Here is a 21,445-nt window from a genome sequence, read left to right as displayed (position 1 = left end):
TGTTGTGTTGTATTTGGGGAGGCTTTATGAAAGATTACAAGAATATACTCATCATCAAGATGAGTTCCTTAGGTGATGTAATTCACGCATTGCCTACCTTGTACGCTATGCGCAAGAATTGGCCTAATGCGCGTATTACATGGGCTATTCATGAGCAATTCGCTAGCCTCTTACCTGGTACACCTTGGGTCGATGACGTGATTATTATCGATAAAAAACGACTCAAAAAGCCTGCTTATTTATATCAATTGCGTAAAGATTTGCATAGTCGTCATTTTGATATGACCCTGGACCTTCAATGTATTGCTAAAAGCGCCATTGTATCTTTATTATCTGGTTCACCTGAAAAGTATGGCTACTGGGAGCTTCGCGAAGGAAGTAATCTAGTTAATAAAGCCTTAGTAGGTGAGCATAAATACGACCATGTTATCGAACGGTATCTTGATACTGTACGTGCACTTGGTGGCGAGGTGGAGGAGATTGAATTTCCTATGCCAGCCTACGTTGAGGCTGAGAAATCCATAAAACAAAAGTTGAAACGCCATGGTGTAGATGATGAATATATTGTAGTTGTACCAGGGGCACGATGGATTGTTAAGGAGTGGCCACTTCTTAATTTTGGAGAATTATGTATTCGTTTATGTGAATCTGGTAAGAAGGTTGTTATTGCCGGTGCCCCTGATGACGCAGAGAAGGGTATTTTTATTGAGAACTACGTAAAGAATGATAATCTCATCAATTTAGTTGGATCTACAACCATGCCTGAACTCATTGAGTTGATTCGTCATTGTCAGATTTTTATTAGTGCCGATACGGGACCATTGCATATTGCAAATGCTTTGAAGCGTCCTTTGATTGCCATGTTTGGTACAACATCACCTAAGCGTACAGGTCCTTATGGTGGTAGTCATGTACATCTCATTATTTCACCTACTTCTAAGGCTACACCTGAGCAACCACTAGTAGATGATCCAGACTGTATGGCACAAATTCCTGTAGACGCGGTATGGTCAGTGTATGAACAAGTACTTGGAAAGGAACTATAATGGAACTAGATTATAAGCGCATTGTGGTAACCTTTTTAATGCATTTAGGCGATGTTATATTAACGACTCCGTTTTTAGAAGTGCTTCGCAAAGCGGCTCCTCATAGTCATATTACGTATGTAATAGATGAAAAATTACAACAAGTAATGGAATATAATCCAAATATTGATGAACTTATTGTTGTAGATAAAAAAGGGCGCCATAATAGCATCTCAGGTCTCAATGAAGTGGCTCGTGAAATCAATGCTAAGGGAAAACCTGACATTGTCATTAATTTACATCCTAATGAGCGTACTTCATATTTAGCCTGGAAGATTCATGCACCTATTACAACTGGTATGAGTCATTTCCTCTTTAGACCATTCATGACAAAGTATACGCGCTTAGATCGTAAAACTCGTCATGCTGCGGATATGTACATTAATGTACTAGAGCAATTAGGTGTAACAGATACTTCTAACTCTGGTTTACATATTGAAACCTGTGAAGAATGGCGCCGTCAGGCTCAAGAGTTTTATTCTGGTCATGGATTAACTGATACTGATATACTCATTGGTTTTAATATCGGTAGCGCCGTTCCTGAGAAACGTTGGCCAGCTGAACGATTTGCTCATGTAGCAGATTACTTTGGTCGTTTAGGTTATAAGACGGTTTTCTTTGGCGGACCTATGGATCTTGAAATGGTGTATCCCGTAGTAGAACAAATGGAAACAAAGCCTATTGTGGCTACCGGAAAATTCCAGTTAGGCCCTTTGGCAGCGGCTATGAGCCGTTGTAATCTATTAATTACTAATGACTCTGGACCAATGCATGTAGGAATTAGTCAAGGTGTGCCAATTGTGGCACTGTATGGTCCATCAAATCCATTCTTTTATGGACCTTATCAAGCTCATGCTGTCGTTTTAGAAACGATGGATTCTTATGAGATTGGTAAAAGCATGAAGAAAATTATTAAAGAAGGAAATTATAAAGGATTATCTGTAATTTCTGAAGAACAGGTTATTAAAGCAGCGGAAACATTGCTTTTAGAATCGAAATAAACATATGAACTATATTGTATTTGATTTAGAATGGAATCAACCCTATAGCAATGATATTAGCTTTATGAAGCGCACAAAAATGCCGTTGACAGGGGAAATCATTCAAATCGGAGCGGTAAAACTGAATGAAAAGATGGACATTATAGATCATTTTACGATGTTCATCAAACCTCAATATCTGCCACGGATGCATAAACATGTGCGTGAGTTGACAGGGATAAGCACCCATGAGCTCAATCATGGTGTGCCATTCAAGACGGCTATGCAGTACTTTCAAAAATGGTGTGGTGATGAATATATGCTGCTTTCTTGGGGATCAGACGATATTCTTATCCTACGCGAAAATCTTATGCTTCATAAGATGAAAGCATTATCTTATGATCAATGGGTAGATGCGCAAATGATTTATTCTTATCAACGCTATGGAACAAATCAGCAGTACTCTGTGGCACATGCTATGGAGGATCTTAATATATCAACGGAGCATCTATCTGCTCATAATGCCTTGCATGATGCAGTCTTTACAGCTCACATTTGTCAGTCTTTAGATATCGCACAAGGAATTTTGCATTATGATCTAATTCGCAAGGAAAGTAGTAATCCTTTCCTATATCCTCCTATTCTTACATTTTTTATGTATGAAAATTTTTCTGAGAAAAAACGTATTGTTCATGATAGAAGAGTACGTATGTCCTTCTGTCCGTACTGTCAAACACGTTTAGAAATGACAAGACCTGAACGATTACAAGGGGATAAGCACCTAGCCATTGGAGTATGTCCTAAACATGGCGATTTTGCGGTGCAACTTAAAGTTGGAAAGTATACGATTAAGTCTGGCAGTAGTAAATTCTATGTTACTAAGGTACTGACCCATTGTACGGATGAAATTCGTTCTCTATATACTCAGAAGTCTGAAATCAATCGCGAAAAAGAGCGAAAATATTTAGAGTATCGTAAGGCGGAACAAGAAAAAGTCCGCCAAAAATAGTTATGTAAATTCAAATTCATTTTCTGAATTGTACTATATATTAGGATATGAACTTTTAGAAAGGATAGATTATGGAACGTAAATATGCATGGCATAATTATGATGATGCCACTATGGAAAAGGTATATGCTTTAAGTGATACCTATCGTCAATTTTTAGATAATGGTAAAACAGAACGTGAATGCGTTGTGCAAGCTGTAGAATTTGCAGAAGCAAAGGGCTATGTAAATCTAAATGACATTATTAAAAGCAATACGTCAATTAAAGCTGGTGATAAGATTTATTACACACATATGGATAAATCTATTGCTTTATTTAATATTGGTACTGATGATATTGAATTGGGTATGAATATTTTAGGTGCTCATATTGATTCTCCACGCATCGATGTAAAGCAAAATCCACAATATGAGGATAGTAATTTAGTATTTTGGGATACTCATTACTATGGAGGTATTAAAAAATATCATTGGGTAGCTATGCCTCTTGCTATTCATGGTGTTGTGGTAAAAACAGATGGCACTCGCATTAATATCAACATTGGTGATAAAGAAACAGATCCTGTGTTTTGCATAACTGACTTGTTACCTCATTTGGGACAAGAACAAATGCAAAAGAATGCAGCTAAAGTAATTGAAGGGGAAGCTCTTGATTTACTCATCGGTAGCCGTCCAGTTAAAGACGAAGAAAAAGAAGGGGTTACTAAATTTATTAATAGCCTTCTTGAAAAAGAGTATGGATTTATTGAACGTGACTTATTGTCTGCAGAATTAGAAATTGTACCAGCTGGTAAAGCACGTGATATGGGTTTTGATCGTTCTATGGTAATGGCGTATGGCCAAGATGACCGTGTGTGCGCTTACACATCCTTGGTAGCAATGCTTGAAGTGGATAATGTAAAGCGTACTACTTGTTGTTTACTTGTAGATAAAGAGGAAATTGGTTCTGTAGGTGCTACAGGCATGCAATCACGCTTCTTTGAAAATGCAGTAGCTGAAATTTTAACACTTATGGGTAAACCTAACTCTGTAAGCGTACGCCGTACATTGGAGAAATCTCGTATGTTGTCCTCCGATGTAAGTGCAGGCTATGATCCGCTTTATGCATCGGCGTATGAAAAGAAAAATGCTTCTTACCTTGGTATGGGTGTAGTATTTAATAAATTTACTGGCTCTCGTGGTAAAGCTGGTTCTAATGATGCGAATGCTGAGTACATGGGCTTTATCCGTCGTGTCATGGAATCTAACAATGTAACATACCAAACAGCAGAGCTTGGTAAGGTTGATTTAGGTGGTGGTGGCACCATTGCGTACATCATGGCTCTTTATGGTATGAATGTCATCGACTGTGGTGTAGCCGTTCTTAGCATGCATGCTCCTTGGGAGGTTACATCTAAGGCTGATATTTACGAGGCTAAACAATGCTATGTGGCGTTCTTAAATGCAGCTGATGAATCAATCTAAGATAATGGGGCTTTCACCAATGGTAAAAGTCCATTCTATGTGAGGTGTATATGAAGCAAACAGAATTAGGAGCAGCTATAGAGTCTGCGAAAGGAGAGGCTACAGAGGTCAAGACTGTAAAGGTAGATATTTTTGACATCCCTGAAACGAAGGTTGAAGAATATATTGCTAATCGTGAAGAGGTAGCAGAAGCAGCAGCGCAGGTTATGAAATCATACTGTGTTACCGTAAAACGTGAAACCTTAGATCCCGAAGAAGGGGAAGCAGTGGTTGGTTACTATATAACGGGTGAAATTCTAATGTGCGTCATCTTGGATCCATTTGAAGTGCCTGTTATGAAGGTAGCTCTCGACAAAGGGACTCTTAAGGACTATATTTTAGCAGCTAATGATTTAACAGAAGACATGTTAGCGTCTCTTGAAAAGTAAAAGGATTTCGTATCTTAATGTGTTCTATAAATGGACAAATGTAAAATACTTTAACCTGCTACATTGATGTAGTAAAGAAATTTGTTTATAATAGATGTATTATAATCATTGCAGATAGGAAGGAAATCCCCATGAACTTGAAAAAAGGTATTGCCCTAGCGCTCACGGCGGCAGCATTGTTGGCGTTTACAGGCTGTGGCTCAAATGGAACTACATCGAATGGTGAATACAAAGTTGGTGTTGTACAGCTGGTAGAACATCCTGCACTAGATGCGGCAAATAAGGGCTTTGTTGATGCGCTAAAAGAAAAAGGTTTGGCAGAAAAGATTACTTTTGATCAACAAAATGCGCAAGCAGATCAATCTAATTTGAATAGTATTGCGCAGCGTTTCGTATCCGATCGGAAAAACTTGATTTTAGCAATAGCTACGCCAGCGGCTCAATCCATGGCAAATGCAACCCATGATATTCCAATCTTAGGTACAGCAATTACTGATTACGAGGCAGCTAAACTTGTTAAATCCAATCAAAAACCTGGTGGTAATGTATCTGGTACGTCTGACATGAACCCAGTAGAGCAACAAGTAGATCTAATTTTACGAGTAATGCCAAATGCGAAAACAATTGGTACCATCTATAGCTCTAGCGAAGTAAACTCTCAAATTCAAGTGGAGAAGATGAAAGCTTATGCAGCTACAAAGGGTATTAAAGTTGAAGAAGTTACAGTTTCCAATATAAACGATATTCAACAAGCGGCACAAAACCTAGTATCTCAACGTGTGGATGCAGTTTATGTGCCAACAGATAATGTGGTAGCTTCTGCGATGAGCAATCTTGTAGCTATTACCGATCCAGCAAAAATTCCTGTGTTTGGCGGTGAAGATAACCACGTAAAAGGTGGGGCAGTTATGTCCTTGTCTGTAGATTACTACAAACTTGGTTACCAGACTGGTTTGATGGCAGCTAAAATTCTAACTGGTGAAGCTAAAGTTGAAGATATGCCTATCGAAATGCAGAAAGAATTTAAATTAGTTGTGGGAAAAGATAAATTAGAAAAATTGGGCATCACCTTACCAGAGGATTTGATGAACAAGGCGACTATGATTTAATACATATCTGGTAAGGAGTTATACATGAACTGGAAAAAAAGTATTGCAGTGGCACTTAGTGCCATCGCTGTTATGGCAATGGTAGCAGGTTGTGGTTCCAATACCGCAACTAATGACCAAAAGAAAATTGGTGTTATTCAATTAGTAGAACATCCATCTCTTGATGCTGCTAATAAAGGTTTCGTAGATGGTTTAGCAGCTAAAGGATATAAGGATGGTCAAAACATTAAAATTGACCAACAAAATGCACAGGCCGATCAATCTAATCTAAATAGTATTGCACAACGTTTCGTGTCTGATAAAAAAGATATAGTATTAGCTATTGCAACGCCTGCGGCTCAGACGATGGCAAATGCTTCTCATGACATGCCAATCATGGGTACAGCTATTACAGATTACGTGACAGCTAAACTCGTTCAATCTAACGAACACCCTGGTGGTAATGTATCTGGTACATCTGATATGACACCTGTTGAAAAAGAGGTTGATCTTATCATAGCATTAGTACCGAATGTAAAGCGTATTGGTGCCATTTATACATCCTCTGAAATCAACTCCCAATTGCAAGTTGAAAAAATGAAAGCGTATGCTGCTACAAAAGGTATTACTGTTGTAGAGGCAACTGTTTCCAATGTAAATGATATCCAACAAGCCGCTACCAATCTTGTGAACCAAGATGTACAAGCTATCTATACGCCAACAGATAATGTATTGGCATCTGCTATGGCTAACTTAGCACAAATTACAGATGCTGCTAAAATTCCAGTATTTGCTGCCGATGAAGGTATGACAATGACTGGTGGTGTAGCAACTTATTCTGTTGATTACTATCAATTGGGTTATCAAACAGGTTTAATGGCTGCTAAAGTTCTTGCAGGAGAAGCAAAAATTGCAGACTTAGCTATTGAGACACAAAAAGAGATTAAGTTAACTGTTAACGAAGAACGTGCTAAAAAATTAGGTATTACGATTCCTGAAGTTCTTCGTAAAGATATGAAACAATAGAGGAGAATTTGATGTTAGATTTAGTGGTAGGCACCATAACCACAGGCCTTTTATGGTCTTTGTTAGCGGTCGGTGTATTCATAACCTTCCGCGTATTAGATGTGGCTGACTTAACCGTGGAAGGTACGTTCCCAATGGGGGCAGCCATTTCTGCTATTTTAATTACAAGTGGTATGAATCCAATCCTTTCCATTTTACTTGCCGGTGTGGGTGGTATGATAGCCGGTGCTGTAACAGGTTGGATTCATACAAAATTAAAAATTCCTGCATTATTGGCTGGTATTTTGACAATGATTGCATTGTACTCTGTAAACCTTCACATCATGGGCAAAGCTAATGTATCTTTGCTTCGTATGGATACAATTTATACGATTCTTGGTGGATTTTTCCATACGCCGAATATGTGGTCTGCAGCCATCGTAGGTATTATAGTAGCTGTAGTTGTATGTTTGCTCTTATTTTGGTTCTTCGGTACCGAAATTGGTACAGCCTTACGTGCTACAGGTGTTAACCCTCAAATGATTCGCGCTCAAGGCGTAAATACTGATAATATGATCGTTCTTGGTCTTTTGATTTCCAATGGTTTTGTTGGTATGTCTGGGGCTCTCATTGGTCAATTCCAAGGCTTTGCTGATGTAGGCATGGGGATTGGTACCATCGTTATTGGTTTGGCTTCTGTAATCATCGGTGAAGTAGTGTTTGGTACGAAATCCTTTGTACGTAGTCTCATCGCCGTAGTACTTGGTTCTATTGTATATCGTATCGTTATTGCTGCAGTTCTCTACATGGGTATGCCACCAAACGATTTGAAATTATTTACTGCAATTCTTGTTGCCATCGCGCTTTCCTTACCTACATTGAAAGCAAAATGGTTGGCTCGTTAAGGAGGACACTATGTTAGAAGTAAAAAATATGGTAAAAACCTTCTTTAAGGGCACAATTAATGAAAAGACTGCATTACAAGGCATTAATCTTCGTCTAGAAGAGGGGGATTTTTGTACTGTCATTGGTGGTAATGGTGCTGGTAAAAGTACTTTGTTAAACTCCATTGCTGGTGTATTTCCAGTAGATGAAGGATCCATTACAATTAATGAGATTGATGTGACAAAAATGCCAGAATACAAACGTGCTAAATACATTGGTCGTGTATTCCAAGACCCTATGGTTGGTACTGCTGGTAATATGCAAATTGAGGAAAACTTGATTCTTGCTATGCGCCGTGGTAAAAGCTTAGGTCTTAAATGGGCTTTCAAAGATAGTGAACAAGCATTTTTCAAGGAACGTCTTGCATTATTAGGCTTAGGCCTTGAAGATCGTTTATCTGCTCGCATGGGCCTACTATCTGGTGGTCAACGTCAATCTATTACATTGTTAATGGCTACCATGCTTCGTCCAGAACTCTTATTGTTGGATGAGCATACGGCGGCACTTGACCCTAAAACTGCAGAAAATGTATTGCAACTAACAGATAAACTCGTTGCAGAACATAATCTAACAACTCTTATGATTACCCATAATATGCGTGATGCATTGCGATTTGGTAATCGCCTCATCATGATGGACGCTGGTCGAATCATCTATGATGTAAAAGGGGAAGAAAAGAAACAATTAACTGTTGCGGACTTACTTCAAAAGTTCGAGGTAGCTGGTGAAAATGCACTGAGCGACCGCATGGTGCTAGGTGCTAAATAATAGAAGAAAGTTCTAATCTATCTTTTGTTCAATTACTGTATTTTTGCTTTACAAGATAGGGCAGATACTGTATACTAAATTAGGTCGTAAGACATATCGTAAGCGAAGTATTCGATTCTCCAACGGTTACTTAAGCTTATCGGGATTATAATTTTTTAGGAGGTAACATTAATGTTAACTACAGAAGCTAAATTAGCAGTAATTAAAGAATACGCTACTCATGAAGGTGACACTGGTTCTCCAGAAGTACAAGTTGCGATTTTAACAAGTCGCATTCAATACTTAACTGAGCACTTGAAAGAGCACAAAAAAGACCATCATTCCCGTCGTGGTTTGTTGAAATTGGTTGGTCAACGCCGTAACATGCTTGACTACCTTCGTCGTAAAGATATCGAACGTTATCGTTCTCTTATCGAACGCCTTGGTCTTCGTAAATAATAAAATTAGCCGTCCTAAAGGACGGCTTTTTTATTTTGAATTGGCTATTTAGCTTTAATTGATATATAATTAGAAGGTATACATATAAGAAGATTTTTAGGAGGAATAGGAATGGAACAATTCCAAATGGACCTAGCTGGTCGTACTCTTACGATTGAGACTGGGGAACTTGCAAAACAAGCTGGCGGTGCCGTAATGGTTGGTTATGGCGATACTCGTGTACTCGTTACTGCTACAGGCTCTAAAGAGGCGAAGGATATTGACTTCTTCCCACTTACAGTAGACTATGAAGAAAAAATGTATGCTGTTGGTCGTTTACCAGGGGGGTTCATTAAACGTGAAGCGCGTCCACCTGAGTCTGCAATCTTGAATAGCCGTTTGATTGACCGTCCTATTCGTCCATTATTTAATAAAGGTGTACGTAACGAAGTACACGTAGTAGCAACAGTTATGTCTGTGGACCAAGATTGTGATCCAGCCATTTGTGGTATGATTGGCGCTTCTGCGGCATTGTCTATTTCTGATGTTCCTTGGAATGGCCCTATTGCAGGCGTTCGTATGGGACGTATCAATGGTGAATTTGTTGTAAATCCAACGAAATCACAATTAGAAGAAACAGATCTTAATATCGTTGTAGCTGGTACTAAAGATGCTATCCTCATGGTTGAAGGTGGCGCTGAAGAAGTACCGGAAGATATCATTCTTGAAGTTATCATGGCAGCTCACGAAGAAATCAAAAAAATCGTAGCATTCCAAGAAGATATGACTGCAAAAGTAGGTAAGGAAAAACGCGTATTTGAATGTAAAGATGTTCCTGCTGAAATTAGTGATGCAGTTCGTGCCTATGGTCATGATAAACTTGATGCTGCAGTTCGTTGTGCAGATAAACAACAACGTGATGCACAAGAAAGTGAAGTACGTGCAGATGTATTAGCTCACTTTGAAGAAATCTACCCAGATAACTTGGCTGATGTAAATAAAGCATTTGATGCAATGACAAAAGAAATTGTGCGTCATATGATTACTGTTGAAAAAATCCGTCCAGATGGTCGTCAACTTGATGAAGTTCGTCCAATCTCTTGCCGTACAGGCGTATTACCTCGTACACATGGCTCTGGCTTGTTTACACGTGGACAAACTCAAGTATTAAATGTCACAACAGTAGCACCTTTATCTGAAAAACAAACTATCGATGGTCTTGGTGTTGAAACTGAAAAACGTTATATCCATCATTATAATTTCCCATCCTTCTCTGTAGGGGAAACTCGTTCTTCCCGTGGACCTGGGCGTCGTGAAATTGGTCATGGTGCGTTGGCCGAACGCGCATTGGTACCTGTGATTCCGAGTGAAGAGGATTTCCCATATGCTTTGCGTTTAGTATCTGAAGTATTGGAATCTAATGGTTCTAGCTCCATGGCTTCCGTATGTGGTTCTACATTATCTTTGATGGATGCTGGTGTACCTATTAAAGCGCCTGTAGCAGGTATCGCTATGGGTCTTGTAACTCAAGGGGAACACTATACAATTTTAACTGATATTCAAGGTATGGAAGATGCTCTTGGAGACATGGACTTTAAAGTTGCTGGTACAGCTAAAGGCGTAACAGCAATTCAAATGGATATCAAGATTTCCGGATTATCCCGTGAAATCCTTCAAGAAGCATTAGAACAAGCTCATAAAGGCCGCATGCTTATCATGGGCATCATGCTTGATACAATTGCTGAACCACGTCAACAAATGTCCCAATACGCTCCACGTATTATTACAATGAAAATTGATCCCGATAAGATTCGTGACGTAATCGGTTCTGGCGGTAAAGTAATTCGCAGTATTATCGAAGAAACAGGCGCTAAAATTGACATCGAAGATGATGGTACAGTATTTATCGCTTCTGTAGAACAAGAAGGGGCTGCAAAAGCTCAAGAAATTATCACAAACCTTACTAAAGAGGTTGAAGTAGGGGAAGTATATCTTGGTAAAGTAACTCGTCTAATGGCTTTTGGCGCATTCGTAGAAGTATTACCAGGTAAAGAAGGTCTTGTACATATTTCTAAACTTGCGAAAGAACGCGTTGAAAATGTAGAAGATGTAGTAAGTGTAGGGGATGAAATCATGGTAAAAGTTATCGAAATTGATAAACAGGGCCGTGTAAACTTGTCCCGTAAAGATTGTTTAAAATAAGAGGTGTTACATGGATATTCGTGGCTTTGAAGTAGTTTCTGCTTTTGAAGAACAAGATATCAACTTACCAACACGTAAAACAACTGAAAGCGCAGGCTATGATATTGAATGCGCTGAAGCTGTTACATTAGAACCAGGCCAAGTAGTGCTCGTTCCGACAGGTATTAAAGCTTTCATGGCATACGATGAATACCTTGCCATTCATATTCGTTCTAGTATGGCTATTAAACGCCATCTAGCACTTGTGAATAGCACAGGTATTATCGATAGTGATTACTACAATAATGAGGACAATGAAGGTCATATTATGATTGCCCTTCTAAACTTTGGCAAAGAAATAGTTACCCTTGATAAAGGGGAACGCGTTGCTCAAGGTATATTCTCTAAATACCTTATTACAAACGATGATGATGCTACAGGTGTAAGAACTGGTGGCATTGGAAGCACCGGGACTATGTAAATAATATATGGTTTTGTATAAACTAGTAAAAACCGCTCAACTTTGTTGGGCGGTTTTTGTGTGTTTATTTCTCTCTTCAGCTGTAATTATTATCAATAATACTATATAATATTTATTATAGTTAGTAGAACAATTCGGGAGGCTTTATGAAACAGGAGTCAAAACAAAAAAAGAATGTAGGTACATCAGTTATGGGGAATGACATTGAGACTACACAAAATACCATGCACGTTTTGGATGAGAATAAGGTTCTTAAAAAAAGTTATGAAGATGTAGTATATATTTCTCAACCTTTTGGGGCGACCTCGTTAAATACATTAGCAGCGCGAGCTTTGTTATTTGGACTAAATCCTGTATCTTTAAAAAAGGCGCGTGTCCTTGAGCTTGGATGTTCTTTTGGCGGGAACATTATTTCTCAAGCTTTATACTATCCTGAAGCGTCTTTTACGGGTATTGATTTATCGTCTTCCCAGATTAAGATGGGAAATGAACTGATTGCGTCGATGGGACTATCTAATATACATTTGCTTGAGAAGGATATTCTAGATATTGATGATTCATTCGGTACCTTTGACTATATTATTGTACATGGTATTTGGTCCTGGGTTCCGGATGTGGTAAAAGATAAAATTCTATCTATCTGTAATAAGAATTTATCCGACAATGGTGTAGCTTATGTATCGTATAATACCTATCCTGGATGGAAACGATTAGAGCAGTATCGAGAAATCATGCAATATGCAGAGCAAAAAGAGTTAGAGCTACCGTTGATGGAGCGGACTTTATATACGAAGAATATATTGAAGCTCGTAGCGGATACAATGGGATTAGATAATCGGATAAGTCAAAAAGCGAGTTATAAAATTGATAACATCCAAAATGTGTTGAGCTCTAACGATTATTATGTGGCTCATGAATATTTAGAGCCTTTTAATGATCCTGTATATGTACATGAATTTATAAAACGTGCCAATGACCAAGGTTGTGCCTATATAGGGGATGTATTTCTTTCACGATCTTTCATAAGTTGGTTACCGGAGGATATTCACGATAATATAGCTCAATTGGCAAATGATGATTATATTGCAAAAGAGCAATATTATGATTACATTTATGATACGCAGTTTAGAATGTCCCTGTTAACGAAAAATAAACATAGTAAAAAGATTGTTCGTAATGAACGAGTTAGTATAGATGTATTATCAAAATTATATTATTGCAGCGTTGTCAATACTGGTATTCCTTCTAATATGACGGATAGTATCCATATTGCTATTAAAGAGGTTATGGATCGAGGGGATATATTTACTGTTCAGGATATAGTTGATCATATACATAGAAAGTTGCCTGGTTATACTATCGAAATGGACAGAGTTTATTCTCGTTTACTATATTTGATTATTGTAGATAATCTCGATATGTATGCCGAACCATATGAAAGAGTTGCTTTCGAAGATAATAAGGTGTATATACCTCAACGTTTTATAGATTTTATTTCTACTATAGTAGAAAAAGAAGGCAGCTCCTATATTGGTATAGGCGACATGTACAATAAAGTACAACAAGATATAGATAATGGATTTCTCTTTGTAATAAAGCAAATGGTGGAGCCTACAACAAAAGAAAAGATTCTTGCTATTATGGATGACAATATTACAGTTCAGCGTCATACGCGGGATAATATTGATTTTATTGTTCCTAATAAAGTGTACTTAGAGGAAATTTTACAACGTATAAGGATGCTCGGGTTTTTACATAAAATAAAAGATTAGAGGTATATATGGCAATTAGTAAGGAAATTCAGAAATCCAGTGAAATGAAATTTAACGGTAAGTTGATTCAAGTTACCTATGATATAGCCGATGTGAACGGAAAGGATGCATGGCGTGAGGTTGTGCATCATCCGGGTGCTACAGCGATTGTGGCAGTAACAGAGGATAATAAGATTGTTATGGAACGTCAATTTAGATATGCTTTGCAACAGACGCTACTGGAGGTACCAGCAGGAAAATTAGATCCAAATGAAGAACCGATTGTTTGTGCTAAACGGGAGCTTGCTGAGGAAACCGGCTATCGTGCAGCTCAATGGATTTCGTTAGGTACAATTGCTACGAGTCCTGGTTTCTGCAATGAAGTATTACATTTATATCTTGCGAAGGACCTTACCATGGGGGAAACCAATTGGGATCCTGATGAATATGTGGAGCTAGAATACTACACATTGACAGAACTATTGGAGGCTATCAAGAATGAGACTATTAAGGATAGCAAATCTTTGGCGGCCCTTATGCTTGCTATGCCATATCTTAAGTAAGTTTTAGAAATTTTATCTCTCAATATATTATGTATTTTATTAATTCATATTGATGATTTTAACTGTAATATGTTACAAAGTATTTTTACATTATATGAGTAACTAATCTCATATAGATTTAGGAGTACATATGTATAATCGAATTATTCTACTAGTAATGGACAGTGTCGGCGTAGGATATGCAGCTGATGCGATTAAATTTGGCGATGAAGGTTCGAATACATTGGGACATATCGAAGCTGTAGCAGGACCTATTCGCTGCCCAAATTTAAAATCCATAGGTTTAGCTAATATTGCCGATATTTCAGCGTTTGATGAGCCTGTTATTGGTGCTTATGGTCGTATGGCGGAAATGAGTACCGGTAAAGATACGACAAGCGGACATTGGGAGATGATGGGGCATCCTGTAACGGTACCATTTCCGACATTTTATGAAGGATTTCCTAAGGAATTGATGGATACTTTCACGAAGGAAACGGGTTATGGCTTTCTTGGTAATGAGGTAGCATCTGGTACAGAAATTATTGAACGCCTCGGAGAAGAACATATAAGAACAGGTAAGCCAATCGTTTATACATCGGCGGATTCTGTTTTTCAAATCGCTGCTCATGAGGATATCATTCCTTTAGAAGAGTTGTATCGCATGTGTCAAATTACACGTGATAAGGTATGTGTCGGTGATTATTATGTGGGGCGTATCATAGCTCGACCTTTTGTTGGTACACCAGGGCATTTTGTACGTACTTCAAATCGTCATGACTATAGTCGCATGCCTGAAAAGAAAATGGTGCAACAAGAGTTACAAGACGCAAACATTCCGACAGTGGCAGTTGGCAAAATCGGCGATATTTATGCTCATGTTGGCTGGGATGCATCATATCCGACAAAGTCTAACGCGCATGGTATGAACGTAGTTCCTTATCTATTGGGCCAAAGCTTTGCACGGGGGTTCATGATGGTCAACCTTGTTGAATTTGATAGTCTGTACGGTCATCGGCGTAATGTAGAAGGGTATAAGCGTGCTATTGAAGACTTTGATTACCAATTAGGTGGTTTGTTGGACTTGCTTAAAGATGACGATTTACTTCTTATCACCGCAGATCATGGGAATGATCCGACTTGGAAAGGTACAGACCATACGAGAGAAATGGTGCCTTTGCTAGCTTATAGTCCAAGTATGAGTCATTCAGTAGCTTTGGGTGATAGACATAGTTTTGCGGACATAGGTGAAACAGTATTACAAAACTTTGGATTGAAACAATGGGGGATTGGCTCTTCATTTTTAGATTCCCTGAAGGGATAAATCTAGAATTTATATTTATTTAGAGTTGAATAGATTTACATTATTGATTTTATAAATGATTACATATGCGAAATACCGCCGTATATATTTACTTTAATTGAGTTAAATACATACTGCGGTATTTTTTTATAGAGTAGATTTTAATAAAGAACAGGAAATTCTTACTTATATGTGGAAATATATAAGTATAGGAGAATACGCCCATGATTGTAAGTACGAGAGGAGGAATTATTATGAGAGAACAAGTTCAAGGTAGTGTATGGGACAAAGTATTCAAAATATCAGAACGAGGCTCATCCGTATCGAGAGAGTTATTTGCGGGAGCCACTACATTTCTTTGCGTTTCTTATGTATTAGCTGTAAATCCTGCTATTCTTGGCGCTGCCGGTATGGATGTAGGCGCCGTATTCACGGCAACGGCTGTTAGTGCTATCATTATGACATTATTGCTAGCTTTGTATAGCAATATGCCATTCGCCGGCTTATCCGGTATGGGTATCAATGCATTTTTTGCTTACACTATTGTGGTCCAAATGGGACATAGCTTTGCCTTTGCGTTAACGGCTCAATTAATCGCAGGTTTAGCATTTTTACTAATCGCAGTTACACCGTTAAAAGAATATCTGTTTAATGCCATACCTCATACAATTAAATTGGCTGTAACAGCGGGTATCGGCTTGTTTATCGCTCTCATTGGTCTTAGTAGTGCTGGGCTTATCGTCAGCAATCCTGCTACTATTGTGAGCATTGGGGACTTACAGGCACCATCTAGCTTGATATCCATTTTGGGAATCATATTAATCGCCGTTTTTACGGGACGCAATGTAAAAGGAGGAATATTTCTAGCCGTTATCATTGCTGCGGTTGTTGGGTTCTTCTGTGGGATTACAAAGTTGCCGTCGACGATATTTTCTATGCCACCATCGTTGGCACCGATTTGGTTTCATTATGATATGAGCGAACTTTTATCTGTAGATATGGTATTTGTGGCCTTTACGTTCTTGTTCGTTAATTTATTTAATGTAGTTGGCGTATTGATTGGTCTTACAAATCAAGTTGAGGTGCCTCAAGATAAACAGTTGGGCGTACAAAGCTCTTGTATGAAAGTATCTGCATTAGGTACTATCATTGGTAGTGCACTAGGTACATCTCCTCATATCGTAGCGGTTGAATCGGCAGCAGGTATCGCAGAGGGAGGCCGTACAGGCTTGACCGCTTTAACTATTGCAGGACTCTTTATAGCATCCTTATTTTTAGCGCCGTTACTCATGGTTATTCCTGTAGCGGCTACTGCTCCGGTACTTATCGTAGTAGGTCTATTTATGATGGCCTCTGTTAAAGATATAAACTTCGGTGATATTTCTGAAGGATTACCAGCATTTTTAACTATAATCATGATGCCTTTTGCTTATTCCATAGGTGTAGGTATTGAATGGGGTCTCATCAGTTATGTATTAATTAAGGTTTTGACTGGGAAATATCGAGATGTTTCCGGTGTCATGTATTTCTTGGCACTTATTTTCATTTTGAAAGAAATCTTTATGTAAGGAGGATCCTTATATGATACAATTTAATGAAAAAATTTCTCGACAGGCACAGGGGTTGGATAAGGCTACTGTCGTATTAAAGGGGGCATCTGTTTTAAATGTATTTACTGATGAATGGGTAAAAGCGGATGTTGCGATTCATGATGATACGATTATAGGCGTTGGTACCTATAGCGGTGAAACAGAATATGATTACAGCGGTAAATATATTGTGCCCGGATTTATAGACAGCCATCTCCATCTGGAATCAACCTTGGTAAATCCGAAAGAACTCGTATTTGAGGCCTCTCAAGTGGGAACGTTAGGATTTATTGTAGACCCTCATGAAGCCGGTAATGTAGCGGGTATTGCAGGTGTTGAGTACATGATCAATGAAACTGCATCGGCTCAAGGTGATGTATATGTTATGGCTCCATCCTGTGTGCCCGCTGTACCAGGTGAAGATAATGGCGCTATTTTAGATGGCGATATGTTACATAAGCTACAAGCTAATCCACGTATTTTAGGATTAGGTGAAGTCATGGACTGTTATAGTGTTATCAATAGTGATCCTTACATGATGAAAAAGTTAGATTACTTTAAAGATACAATTATGGATGGACATATTATTGGACTTTCACCAGAGCAAGTAGCAAGTTATCGTTTGGCAGGCATTACTACAAATCATGAATGTATTTCCTACAAAGAAGCAAAAGAGCAAGTTAAAAATGGTATCTATGTATGGATTCGTGAGGGCAGTGCGGCTCATAATCTAGACTCCATTGTGAAAGGGCTCGTAGAAGAGCAAGGAAATACGGAACGTTATGGTTTCTGTACAGATGATAAACATATTGAGGATATTCGTTCAGAAGGCCATATCAGCTATAATATTCGTCGTTCTATTGAACTGGGACTGACACCAATCCAAGCTTATAAAATGGCCTCCACTCATCCGGCATCATGCTACGGTTTGAAACATTTAGGCGCTATTGCACCCGGCTATAGTGCTAATCTTGTAATTCTTAATGATGAACAACGCGTAGATATTCACGAGGTGTTTTATAAAGGAAAAATGATTGAACGTGTTCTCGTAAGAGAAGAGAAGGTTGTACCAGCTGAATTACTGCATACGATTAATATAGGTACTTTCACAAAGAATAAATTAGATGTTTTTGTTGAGGGTCCGCAAGCGATTATTAATATCGTATCTGGGCAAATAGTTACACAAAAAACTGTTGAAGAGGTTCCTGTTGAAAATGGACTGTTCAAGCCTAATGCTGAGTACAATAAAATTACTTGTATCGAGCGGTATAAAGCATCTGGTAGAAATGGTATTGGTATTTTGAAAGGCTTCAATTTAAAAAATGGTGCTATTGCGTCATCCTTTGCACATGATTCACATAATCTGATTGTTGTTGGCGACAACGATGCAGATATGATGGTTGCTATTGAGCGTATTCGCGAAATTGGCGGCGGATATGTCATTGCTAGTAAAGGCAAAGTAGTAGAGGAACTAGCTCTTGAAGTAATGGGCTTAATCACAAATCGACCTCACGAAGAAGTAGATGCAAAAGTAGCTAAGATGAAAGATATTGCTTACGGTATGGGCGTGCCGAAAGGCCTAGATCCTTTTATTAATTTGAGTTTCCTTGCATTAACTGTAATTCCAGAAATTAGAATCACTACTACAGGTGTGATGGAGTTCTAGTGTTAAGTTTAATGAAAAGCTAATATAAAAAGGGGCTGTAACAGAATGTGGTTTTACCACATTCTAGTTGCAGTCCCTTTTGCTTTTATCCTTGAAACAGGATGAGTTTATTTAATTATAGCAAGCCTTGATTTTCCATCATATCTTTAATATCAAGTATGGTAGATTTACATACTACATCATAATCTAATGAACCAAGGAAGTCTGCAAATTTAGTGTCATCTTCATTTTTACAGTTTCCATATGGAATTTTACCAAATTTTTGATATGGCTCTAGAATACGATTTCGTCTGTGCTTCCACGTATTATAATAAGGACCTTTGAATTTAGTCATAAAACCATTGCTATCGACTAATACAAAGCCTTCAGATTCATGGAATGAATTTAGTTCCTTATTTATAATGCCTTGGAGTTCATCCATGGTAGAAACTTGTTGAACTGTTTTAACAATGGAAATCAAGTCAGTGTCATATTTTTGTAAAATCGTATAAAGTTCAGCTAATTTTTCTCTAGAGAATGGGACATCTATATGCTTACCATTTACGTCTAGAGTATTTTGAATCATATCGAGTACATAGAGATGGTCTTGGTCGTATTTAATGATATGAGTATCCTCTTGGCTGATGACCTCAAATATCATAGAGCAGTTATTACGTGCTAATAAATCTTTGATTTCTACTTGTAAGCCTTCAGGTAATCTATGGAAGAGGTTTTTAAATAAATCCACATGTATACCCTCTGTTGTAGATTTAGAGGCAAATACTAATTCTTCGTTGATAACGCCAAGAATGGCAAGATAACCATTTTCTTTCGTTCTAATTTCAACTGGAAAGGAGAGAGTATTAGCTAGATTATCTAACTCTGTTTCTGGGCGCTCACCAAGATTAAAGAATTTATTATAACTACGTAATTTCACATCTCCTGTAATTCGATCCACAAATAATCCACGAGCTTGTACTGTACTTTCATTCCATAATCGTTTATGAAATACACGAGAGGTAAAGTTCAAGGAATATAGGTTAGGGAAACATTGTTTTACTTTTACTAATTTTGAATTGCCAATAATATTAATATCTTCATTTTGTGTGAAGATGACATGTTGTGTCATATTTTGGAATTCATGGCGCATATAATCTTTATCATATACATCGTTTTTAATTCCATTTTTGGTGAAAGTATTAGCTGTAATATCAATGTATTTTAGTTCTCCACCAAACTCAACTTCTCCTTCCAAACAGAAGGAGTACTTTCCATCTGGAACACCACGATGACCGTGAATTTGAATGAAGTCCTGACACATGTTTTGCTCGTAATTAGTATCATAGATATTAGCGATATTTGTTTCGTAAGCGCCAAACCCATTAATAAAGGTTGAGGTAGCTATGAAGGTCATATTAGGCACATAGGAGATACCACCATGGGAAACTAAATATTTTTTGCTATGAAAGCTAAAAGGATAACATTGACGAAGTGATTTATAAAAGAGTCGCAGTTCTCGTTGAAGTGATTCCACTTCTTTTTTCGTCATATCCTTTACGATAGGTGCTACCACATCTTTCATAAAGCGTTTAGAACGATCTAAATTTGTATGAAATGCAAAGTTTGCAATATGTCGCTCGTGATTGCCTTCTAACATAATTGTATTAGGGAATGCGCTGAGACGCATCATTTCGTACATCATTTCTTTGTTTTCAATACCGCGTTCTAAATAGTCACCGCAGAAGATGTATAATGTTTTTTCATCCCACGGTGTAATAGCTTGTTGTAATGCGGTGTAGCAACCGTGAATATCACCGATAACACGCACTCGATCATATCTATTTGTTAGATTAACCGTAAAGTAATTGTTGATTTCATCAATAGAGTTAATTTTTTTACAAAACTTTGGTAATGTACTTGTTTTAATCATTTTGTACATACGATGAATGACTTGCTCTGGCACTCGTTTGTAATCGACGCGAGCCGCATTACGGGCCAAGCAATCCTCTAAGGATGTATCTGGTTCATAGTAATATACAGTATATTTATATTTGTTAAGCAATTCTTTGTAAGCATTAACAGCTTTAGATGTAGTGTGGGTAGCATCTAAGACGACAAAGTCGCCATTGCTCATTCGTTTTTCTAAACAATCTAGTAGGAGCTTCCATGCTGGACCATTATCCTCTTGTGAAATATACCAGCCATTCTCACCAAGGGAAGGGCTACGTAAAATCATACGGAAATGATCGGCTTCAAGGGTGTAAGCCTCAAGATTGTTATCACGAATCCACTGAGACTTACCACTAGCAGGAGCACCGCGCATTAATAATAGTGTTCTCATAGTAATAGTCCTCTAATCTGCCCATAGGGCTTAAAAAAATATAACTGTATAACAAAGAAAAAATTATTTTATAATTAAATAAGAAAAGGGTATAAAAAAACAGTCTCAACGGATACCCGAGAGACTGTCTTGGTTGCTTTTAAAATTATAAAGCGTTTACTTTGGCTGCAAGGTTAGATTTTTTGCGAGCTGCAGTGTTTTTATGAAGTACACCTTTGGAGGCTGCTTTATCAATTACGCTAGTAGCATGAACAAGTGCTTGTTTTGCTTCTTCTACTGCGCCTGCTTGAACAGCTTCAACGGTTTTACGAGCTGCTGTACGAATTTGAGATTTTACAGCGGCGTTTTTCGCACGACGTTCAGCATCCGTTTTTACGCTTCTAATACTGGATTTAATGTTTGGCAATTGAGTCACCTCCTTAAA

Annotated in this window: 19 protein-coding genes; 17 read left to right on the top strand and 2 right to left on the bottom strand. The window is 38.0% G+C overall.

Translation table 11 applies throughout. The features are described 5' to 3' along the window. Positions 1 to 26: 26 nt before the first annotated feature. The 17 genes from AAAT26_RS03150 to ade all read left to right on the top strand — a co-directional run bounded on the left by AAAT26_RS03150 (position 27) and on the right by ade (position 18,701). A complete protein-coding gene (locus AAAT26_RS03150) occupies positions 27 to 1,046 on the top strand; it encodes a glycosyltransferase family 9 protein (RefSeq protein WP_105086546.1) in 1,020 nt (339 codons plus the stop codon). Beyond that, the gene (locus AAAT26_RS03145) at positions 1,046 to 2,086 is read left to right on the top strand and encodes a glycosyltransferase family 9 protein (protein WP_349208833.1); all 1,041 of its coding nucleotides are present in this window, start codon (positions 1,046 to 1,048) and stop codon (positions 2,084 to 2,086) included. Before AAAT26_RS03150 ends, AAAT26_RS03145 begins: the two co-directional genes overlap by 1 nt. A gap of 4 nt (positions 2,087 to 2,090) precedes the next feature. Beyond that, positions 2,091 to 3,074, top strand: coding sequence for a 3'-5' exonuclease (locus AAAT26_RS03140; RefSeq protein ID WP_156697499.1), 984 nt, complete (start codon positions 2,091 to 2,093; stop codon positions 3,072 to 3,074). A 71-nt stretch (positions 3,075 to 3,145) separates the two neighbouring features. Beyond that, on the top strand, positions 3,146 to 4,537 hold the full coding sequence (locus AAAT26_RS03135) for an aminopeptidase (protein ID WP_227065350.1): 1,392 nt from the start codon (positions 3,146 to 3,148) through the stop codon (positions 4,535 to 4,537). 50 nt (positions 4,538 to 4,587) lie between these two features. After that, positions 4,588 to 4,965, top strand: a complete 378-nt coding sequence (locus AAAT26_RS03130; RefSeq protein WP_024061486.1) for a hypothetical protein — start codon at positions 4,588 to 4,590, stop codon at positions 4,963 to 4,965. 131 nt (positions 4,966 to 5,096) lie between these two features. Next, complete coding sequence (locus AAAT26_RS03125) at positions 5,097 to 6,074, top strand: ABC transporter substrate-binding protein (RefSeq protein WP_349208832.1); 978 nt, start codon at positions 5,097 to 5,099, stop codon at positions 6,072 to 6,074. A gap of 24 nt (positions 6,075 to 6,098) precedes the next feature. After that, positions 6,099 to 7,079 (top strand): ABC transporter substrate-binding protein, encoded by a 981-nt coding sequence (locus AAAT26_RS03120; protein WP_227065349.1) that lies wholly within the window; start codon positions 6,099 to 6,101, stop codon positions 7,077 to 7,079. An 11-nt stretch (positions 7,080 to 7,090) separates the two neighbouring features. Beyond that, a complete protein-coding gene (locus AAAT26_RS03115; RefSeq protein ID WP_004697183.1) occupies positions 7,091 to 7,963 on the top strand; it encodes an ABC transporter permease in 873 nt (290 codons plus the stop codon). A 10-nt stretch (positions 7,964 to 7,973) separates the two neighbouring features. Beyond that, positions 7,974 to 8,771, top strand: a complete 798-nt coding sequence (locus AAAT26_RS03110; RefSeq protein ID WP_004697427.1) for an ABC transporter ATP-binding protein — start codon at positions 7,974 to 7,976, stop codon at positions 8,769 to 8,771. A gap of 171 nt (positions 8,772 to 8,942) precedes the next feature. Then, positions 8,943 to 9,209, top strand: a complete 267-nt coding sequence (gene rpsO, locus AAAT26_RS03105; protein WP_004692991.1) for a 30S ribosomal protein S15 — start codon at positions 8,943 to 8,945, stop codon at positions 9,207 to 9,209. Between the two features lie 111 nt (positions 9,210 to 9,320). Then, entirely contained in the window at positions 9,321 to 11,390 is a 2,070-nt protein-coding gene (locus AAAT26_RS03100; RefSeq protein WP_349208831.1) for a polyribonucleotide nucleotidyltransferase, read from the top strand. A 10-nt stretch (positions 11,391 to 11,400) separates the two neighbouring features. Continuing rightward, on the top strand, positions 11,401 to 11,850 hold the full coding sequence (dut, locus tag AAAT26_RS03095) for a dUTP diphosphatase (protein ID WP_012864244.1): 450 nt from the start codon (positions 11,401 to 11,403) through the stop codon (positions 11,848 to 11,850). Between the two features lie 146 nt (positions 11,851 to 11,996). Next, positions 11,997 to 13,622: a class I SAM-dependent methyltransferase gene (locus AAAT26_RS03090; protein ID WP_004692994.1), complete on the top strand. Its 1,626-nt coding sequence runs from the start codon at positions 11,997 to 11,999 to the stop codon at positions 13,620 to 13,622. 8 nt (positions 13,623 to 13,630) lie between these two features. After that, on the top strand, positions 13,631 to 14,164 hold the full coding sequence (locus tag AAAT26_RS03085) for an NUDIX hydrolase (RefSeq protein WP_349208830.1): 534 nt from the start codon (positions 13,631 to 13,633) through the stop codon (positions 14,162 to 14,164). A gap of 130 nt (positions 14,165 to 14,294) precedes the next feature. Then, entirely contained in the window at positions 14,295 to 15,467 is a 1,173-nt protein-coding gene (locus tag AAAT26_RS03080) for a phosphopentomutase (RefSeq protein WP_278469399.1), read from the top strand. 233 nt (positions 15,468 to 15,700) lie between these two features. Further along, positions 15,701 to 17,014 (top strand): NCS2 family permease, encoded by a 1,314-nt coding sequence (locus tag AAAT26_RS03075; protein WP_349208829.1) that lies wholly within the window; start codon positions 15,701 to 15,703, stop codon positions 17,012 to 17,014. A gap of 13 nt (positions 17,015 to 17,027) precedes the next feature. Beyond that, on the top strand, positions 17,028 to 18,701 hold the full coding sequence (gene ade / locus AAAT26_RS03070) for an adenine deaminase (protein WP_349208828.1): 1,674 nt from the start codon (positions 17,028 to 17,030) through the stop codon (positions 18,699 to 18,701). Positions 18,702 to 18,816: 115 nt separating this feature from the next. Here the strand turns inward: ade and AAAT26_RS03065 are convergent, their stop codons facing one another. Beyond that, positions 18,817 to 21,021: an RNA ligase gene (locus AAAT26_RS03065; RefSeq protein ID WP_287508961.1), complete on the bottom strand. Its 2,205-nt coding sequence runs from the start codon at positions 21,019 to 21,021 to the stop codon at positions 18,817 to 18,819. Positions 21,022 to 21,166: 145 nt separating this feature from the next. Further along, the gene (gene rpsT, locus AAAT26_RS03060) at positions 21,167 to 21,427 is read right to left on the bottom strand and encodes a 30S ribosomal protein S20 (RefSeq protein ID WP_004692998.1); all 261 of its coding nucleotides are present in this window, start codon (positions 21,425 to 21,427) and stop codon (positions 21,167 to 21,169) included. Positions 21,428 to 21,445: the final 18 nt, after the last annotated feature.

This window comes from Veillonella parvula (assembly GCF_040094895.1).
Taxonomy (GTDB): domain Bacteria; phylum Bacillota; class Negativicutes; order Veillonellales; family Veillonellaceae; genus Veillonella; species Veillonella parvula_L.
This window is presented reverse-complemented; position numbering and strand designations above follow the sequence as displayed.

Excerpts from the sequence above, each read along its gene's own strand:
- AAAT26_RS03150 (WP_105086546.1), top strand. The coding sequence starts at position 27 with ATGAAAGATTACAAGAATATACTCATCATCAAGATGAGTTCCTTAGGT.
- AAAT26_RS03145 (WP_349208833.1), top strand. The coding sequence starts at position 1,046 with ATGGAACTAGATTATAAGCGCATTGTGGTAACCTTTTTAATGCATTTA.
- AAAT26_RS03140 (WP_156697499.1), top strand. The coding sequence starts at position 2,091 with ATGAACTATATTGTATTTGATTTAGAATGGAATCAACCCTATAGCAAT.
- AAAT26_RS03135 (WP_227065350.1), top strand. The coding sequence starts at position 3,146 with ATGGAACGTAAATATGCATGGCATAATTATGATGATGCCACTATGGAA.
- AAAT26_RS03130 (WP_024061486.1), top strand. The coding sequence starts at position 4,588 with ATGAAGCAAACAGAATTAGGAGCAGCTATAGAGTCTGCGAAAGGAGAG.
- AAAT26_RS03125 (WP_349208832.1), top strand. The coding sequence starts at position 5,097 with ATGAACTTGAAAAAAGGTATTGCCCTAGCGCTCACGGCGGCAGCATTG.
- AAAT26_RS03120 (WP_227065349.1), top strand. The coding sequence starts at position 6,099 with ATGAACTGGAAAAAAAGTATTGCAGTGGCACTTAGTGCCATCGCTGTT.
- AAAT26_RS03115 (WP_004697183.1), top strand. The coding sequence starts at position 7,091 with ATGTTAGATTTAGTGGTAGGCACCATAACCACAGGCCTTTTATGGTCT.
- AAAT26_RS03110 (WP_004697427.1), top strand. The coding sequence starts at position 7,974 with ATGTTAGAAGTAAAAAATATGGTAAAAACCTTCTTTAAGGGCACAATT.
- rpsO (WP_004692991.1), top strand. The coding sequence starts at position 8,943 with ATGTTAACTACAGAAGCTAAATTAGCAGTAATTAAAGAATACGCTACT.
- AAAT26_RS03100 (WP_349208831.1), top strand. The coding sequence starts at position 9,321 with ATGGAACAATTCCAAATGGACCTAGCTGGTCGTACTCTTACGATTGAG.
- dut (WP_012864244.1), top strand. The coding sequence starts at position 11,401 with ATGGATATTCGTGGCTTTGAAGTAGTTTCTGCTTTTGAAGAACAAGAT.
- AAAT26_RS03090 (WP_004692994.1), top strand. The coding sequence starts at position 11,997 with ATGAAACAGGAGTCAAAACAAAAAAAGAATGTAGGTACATCAGTTATG.
- AAAT26_RS03085 (WP_349208830.1), top strand. The coding sequence starts at position 13,631 with ATGGCAATTAGTAAGGAAATTCAGAAATCCAGTGAAATGAAATTTAAC.
- AAAT26_RS03080 (WP_278469399.1), top strand. The coding sequence starts at position 14,295 with ATGTATAATCGAATTATTCTACTAGTAATGGACAGTGTCGGCGTAGGA.
- AAAT26_RS03075 (WP_349208829.1), top strand. The coding sequence starts at position 15,701 with ATGAGAGAACAAGTTCAAGGTAGTGTATGGGACAAAGTATTCAAAATA.
- ade (WP_349208828.1), top strand. The coding sequence starts at position 17,028 with ATGATACAATTTAATGAAAAAATTTCTCGACAGGCACAGGGGTTGGAT.
- AAAT26_RS03065 (WP_287508961.1), bottom strand. The coding sequence starts at position 21,021 with ATGAGAACACTATTATTAATGCGCGGTGCTCCTGCTAGTGGTAAGTCT.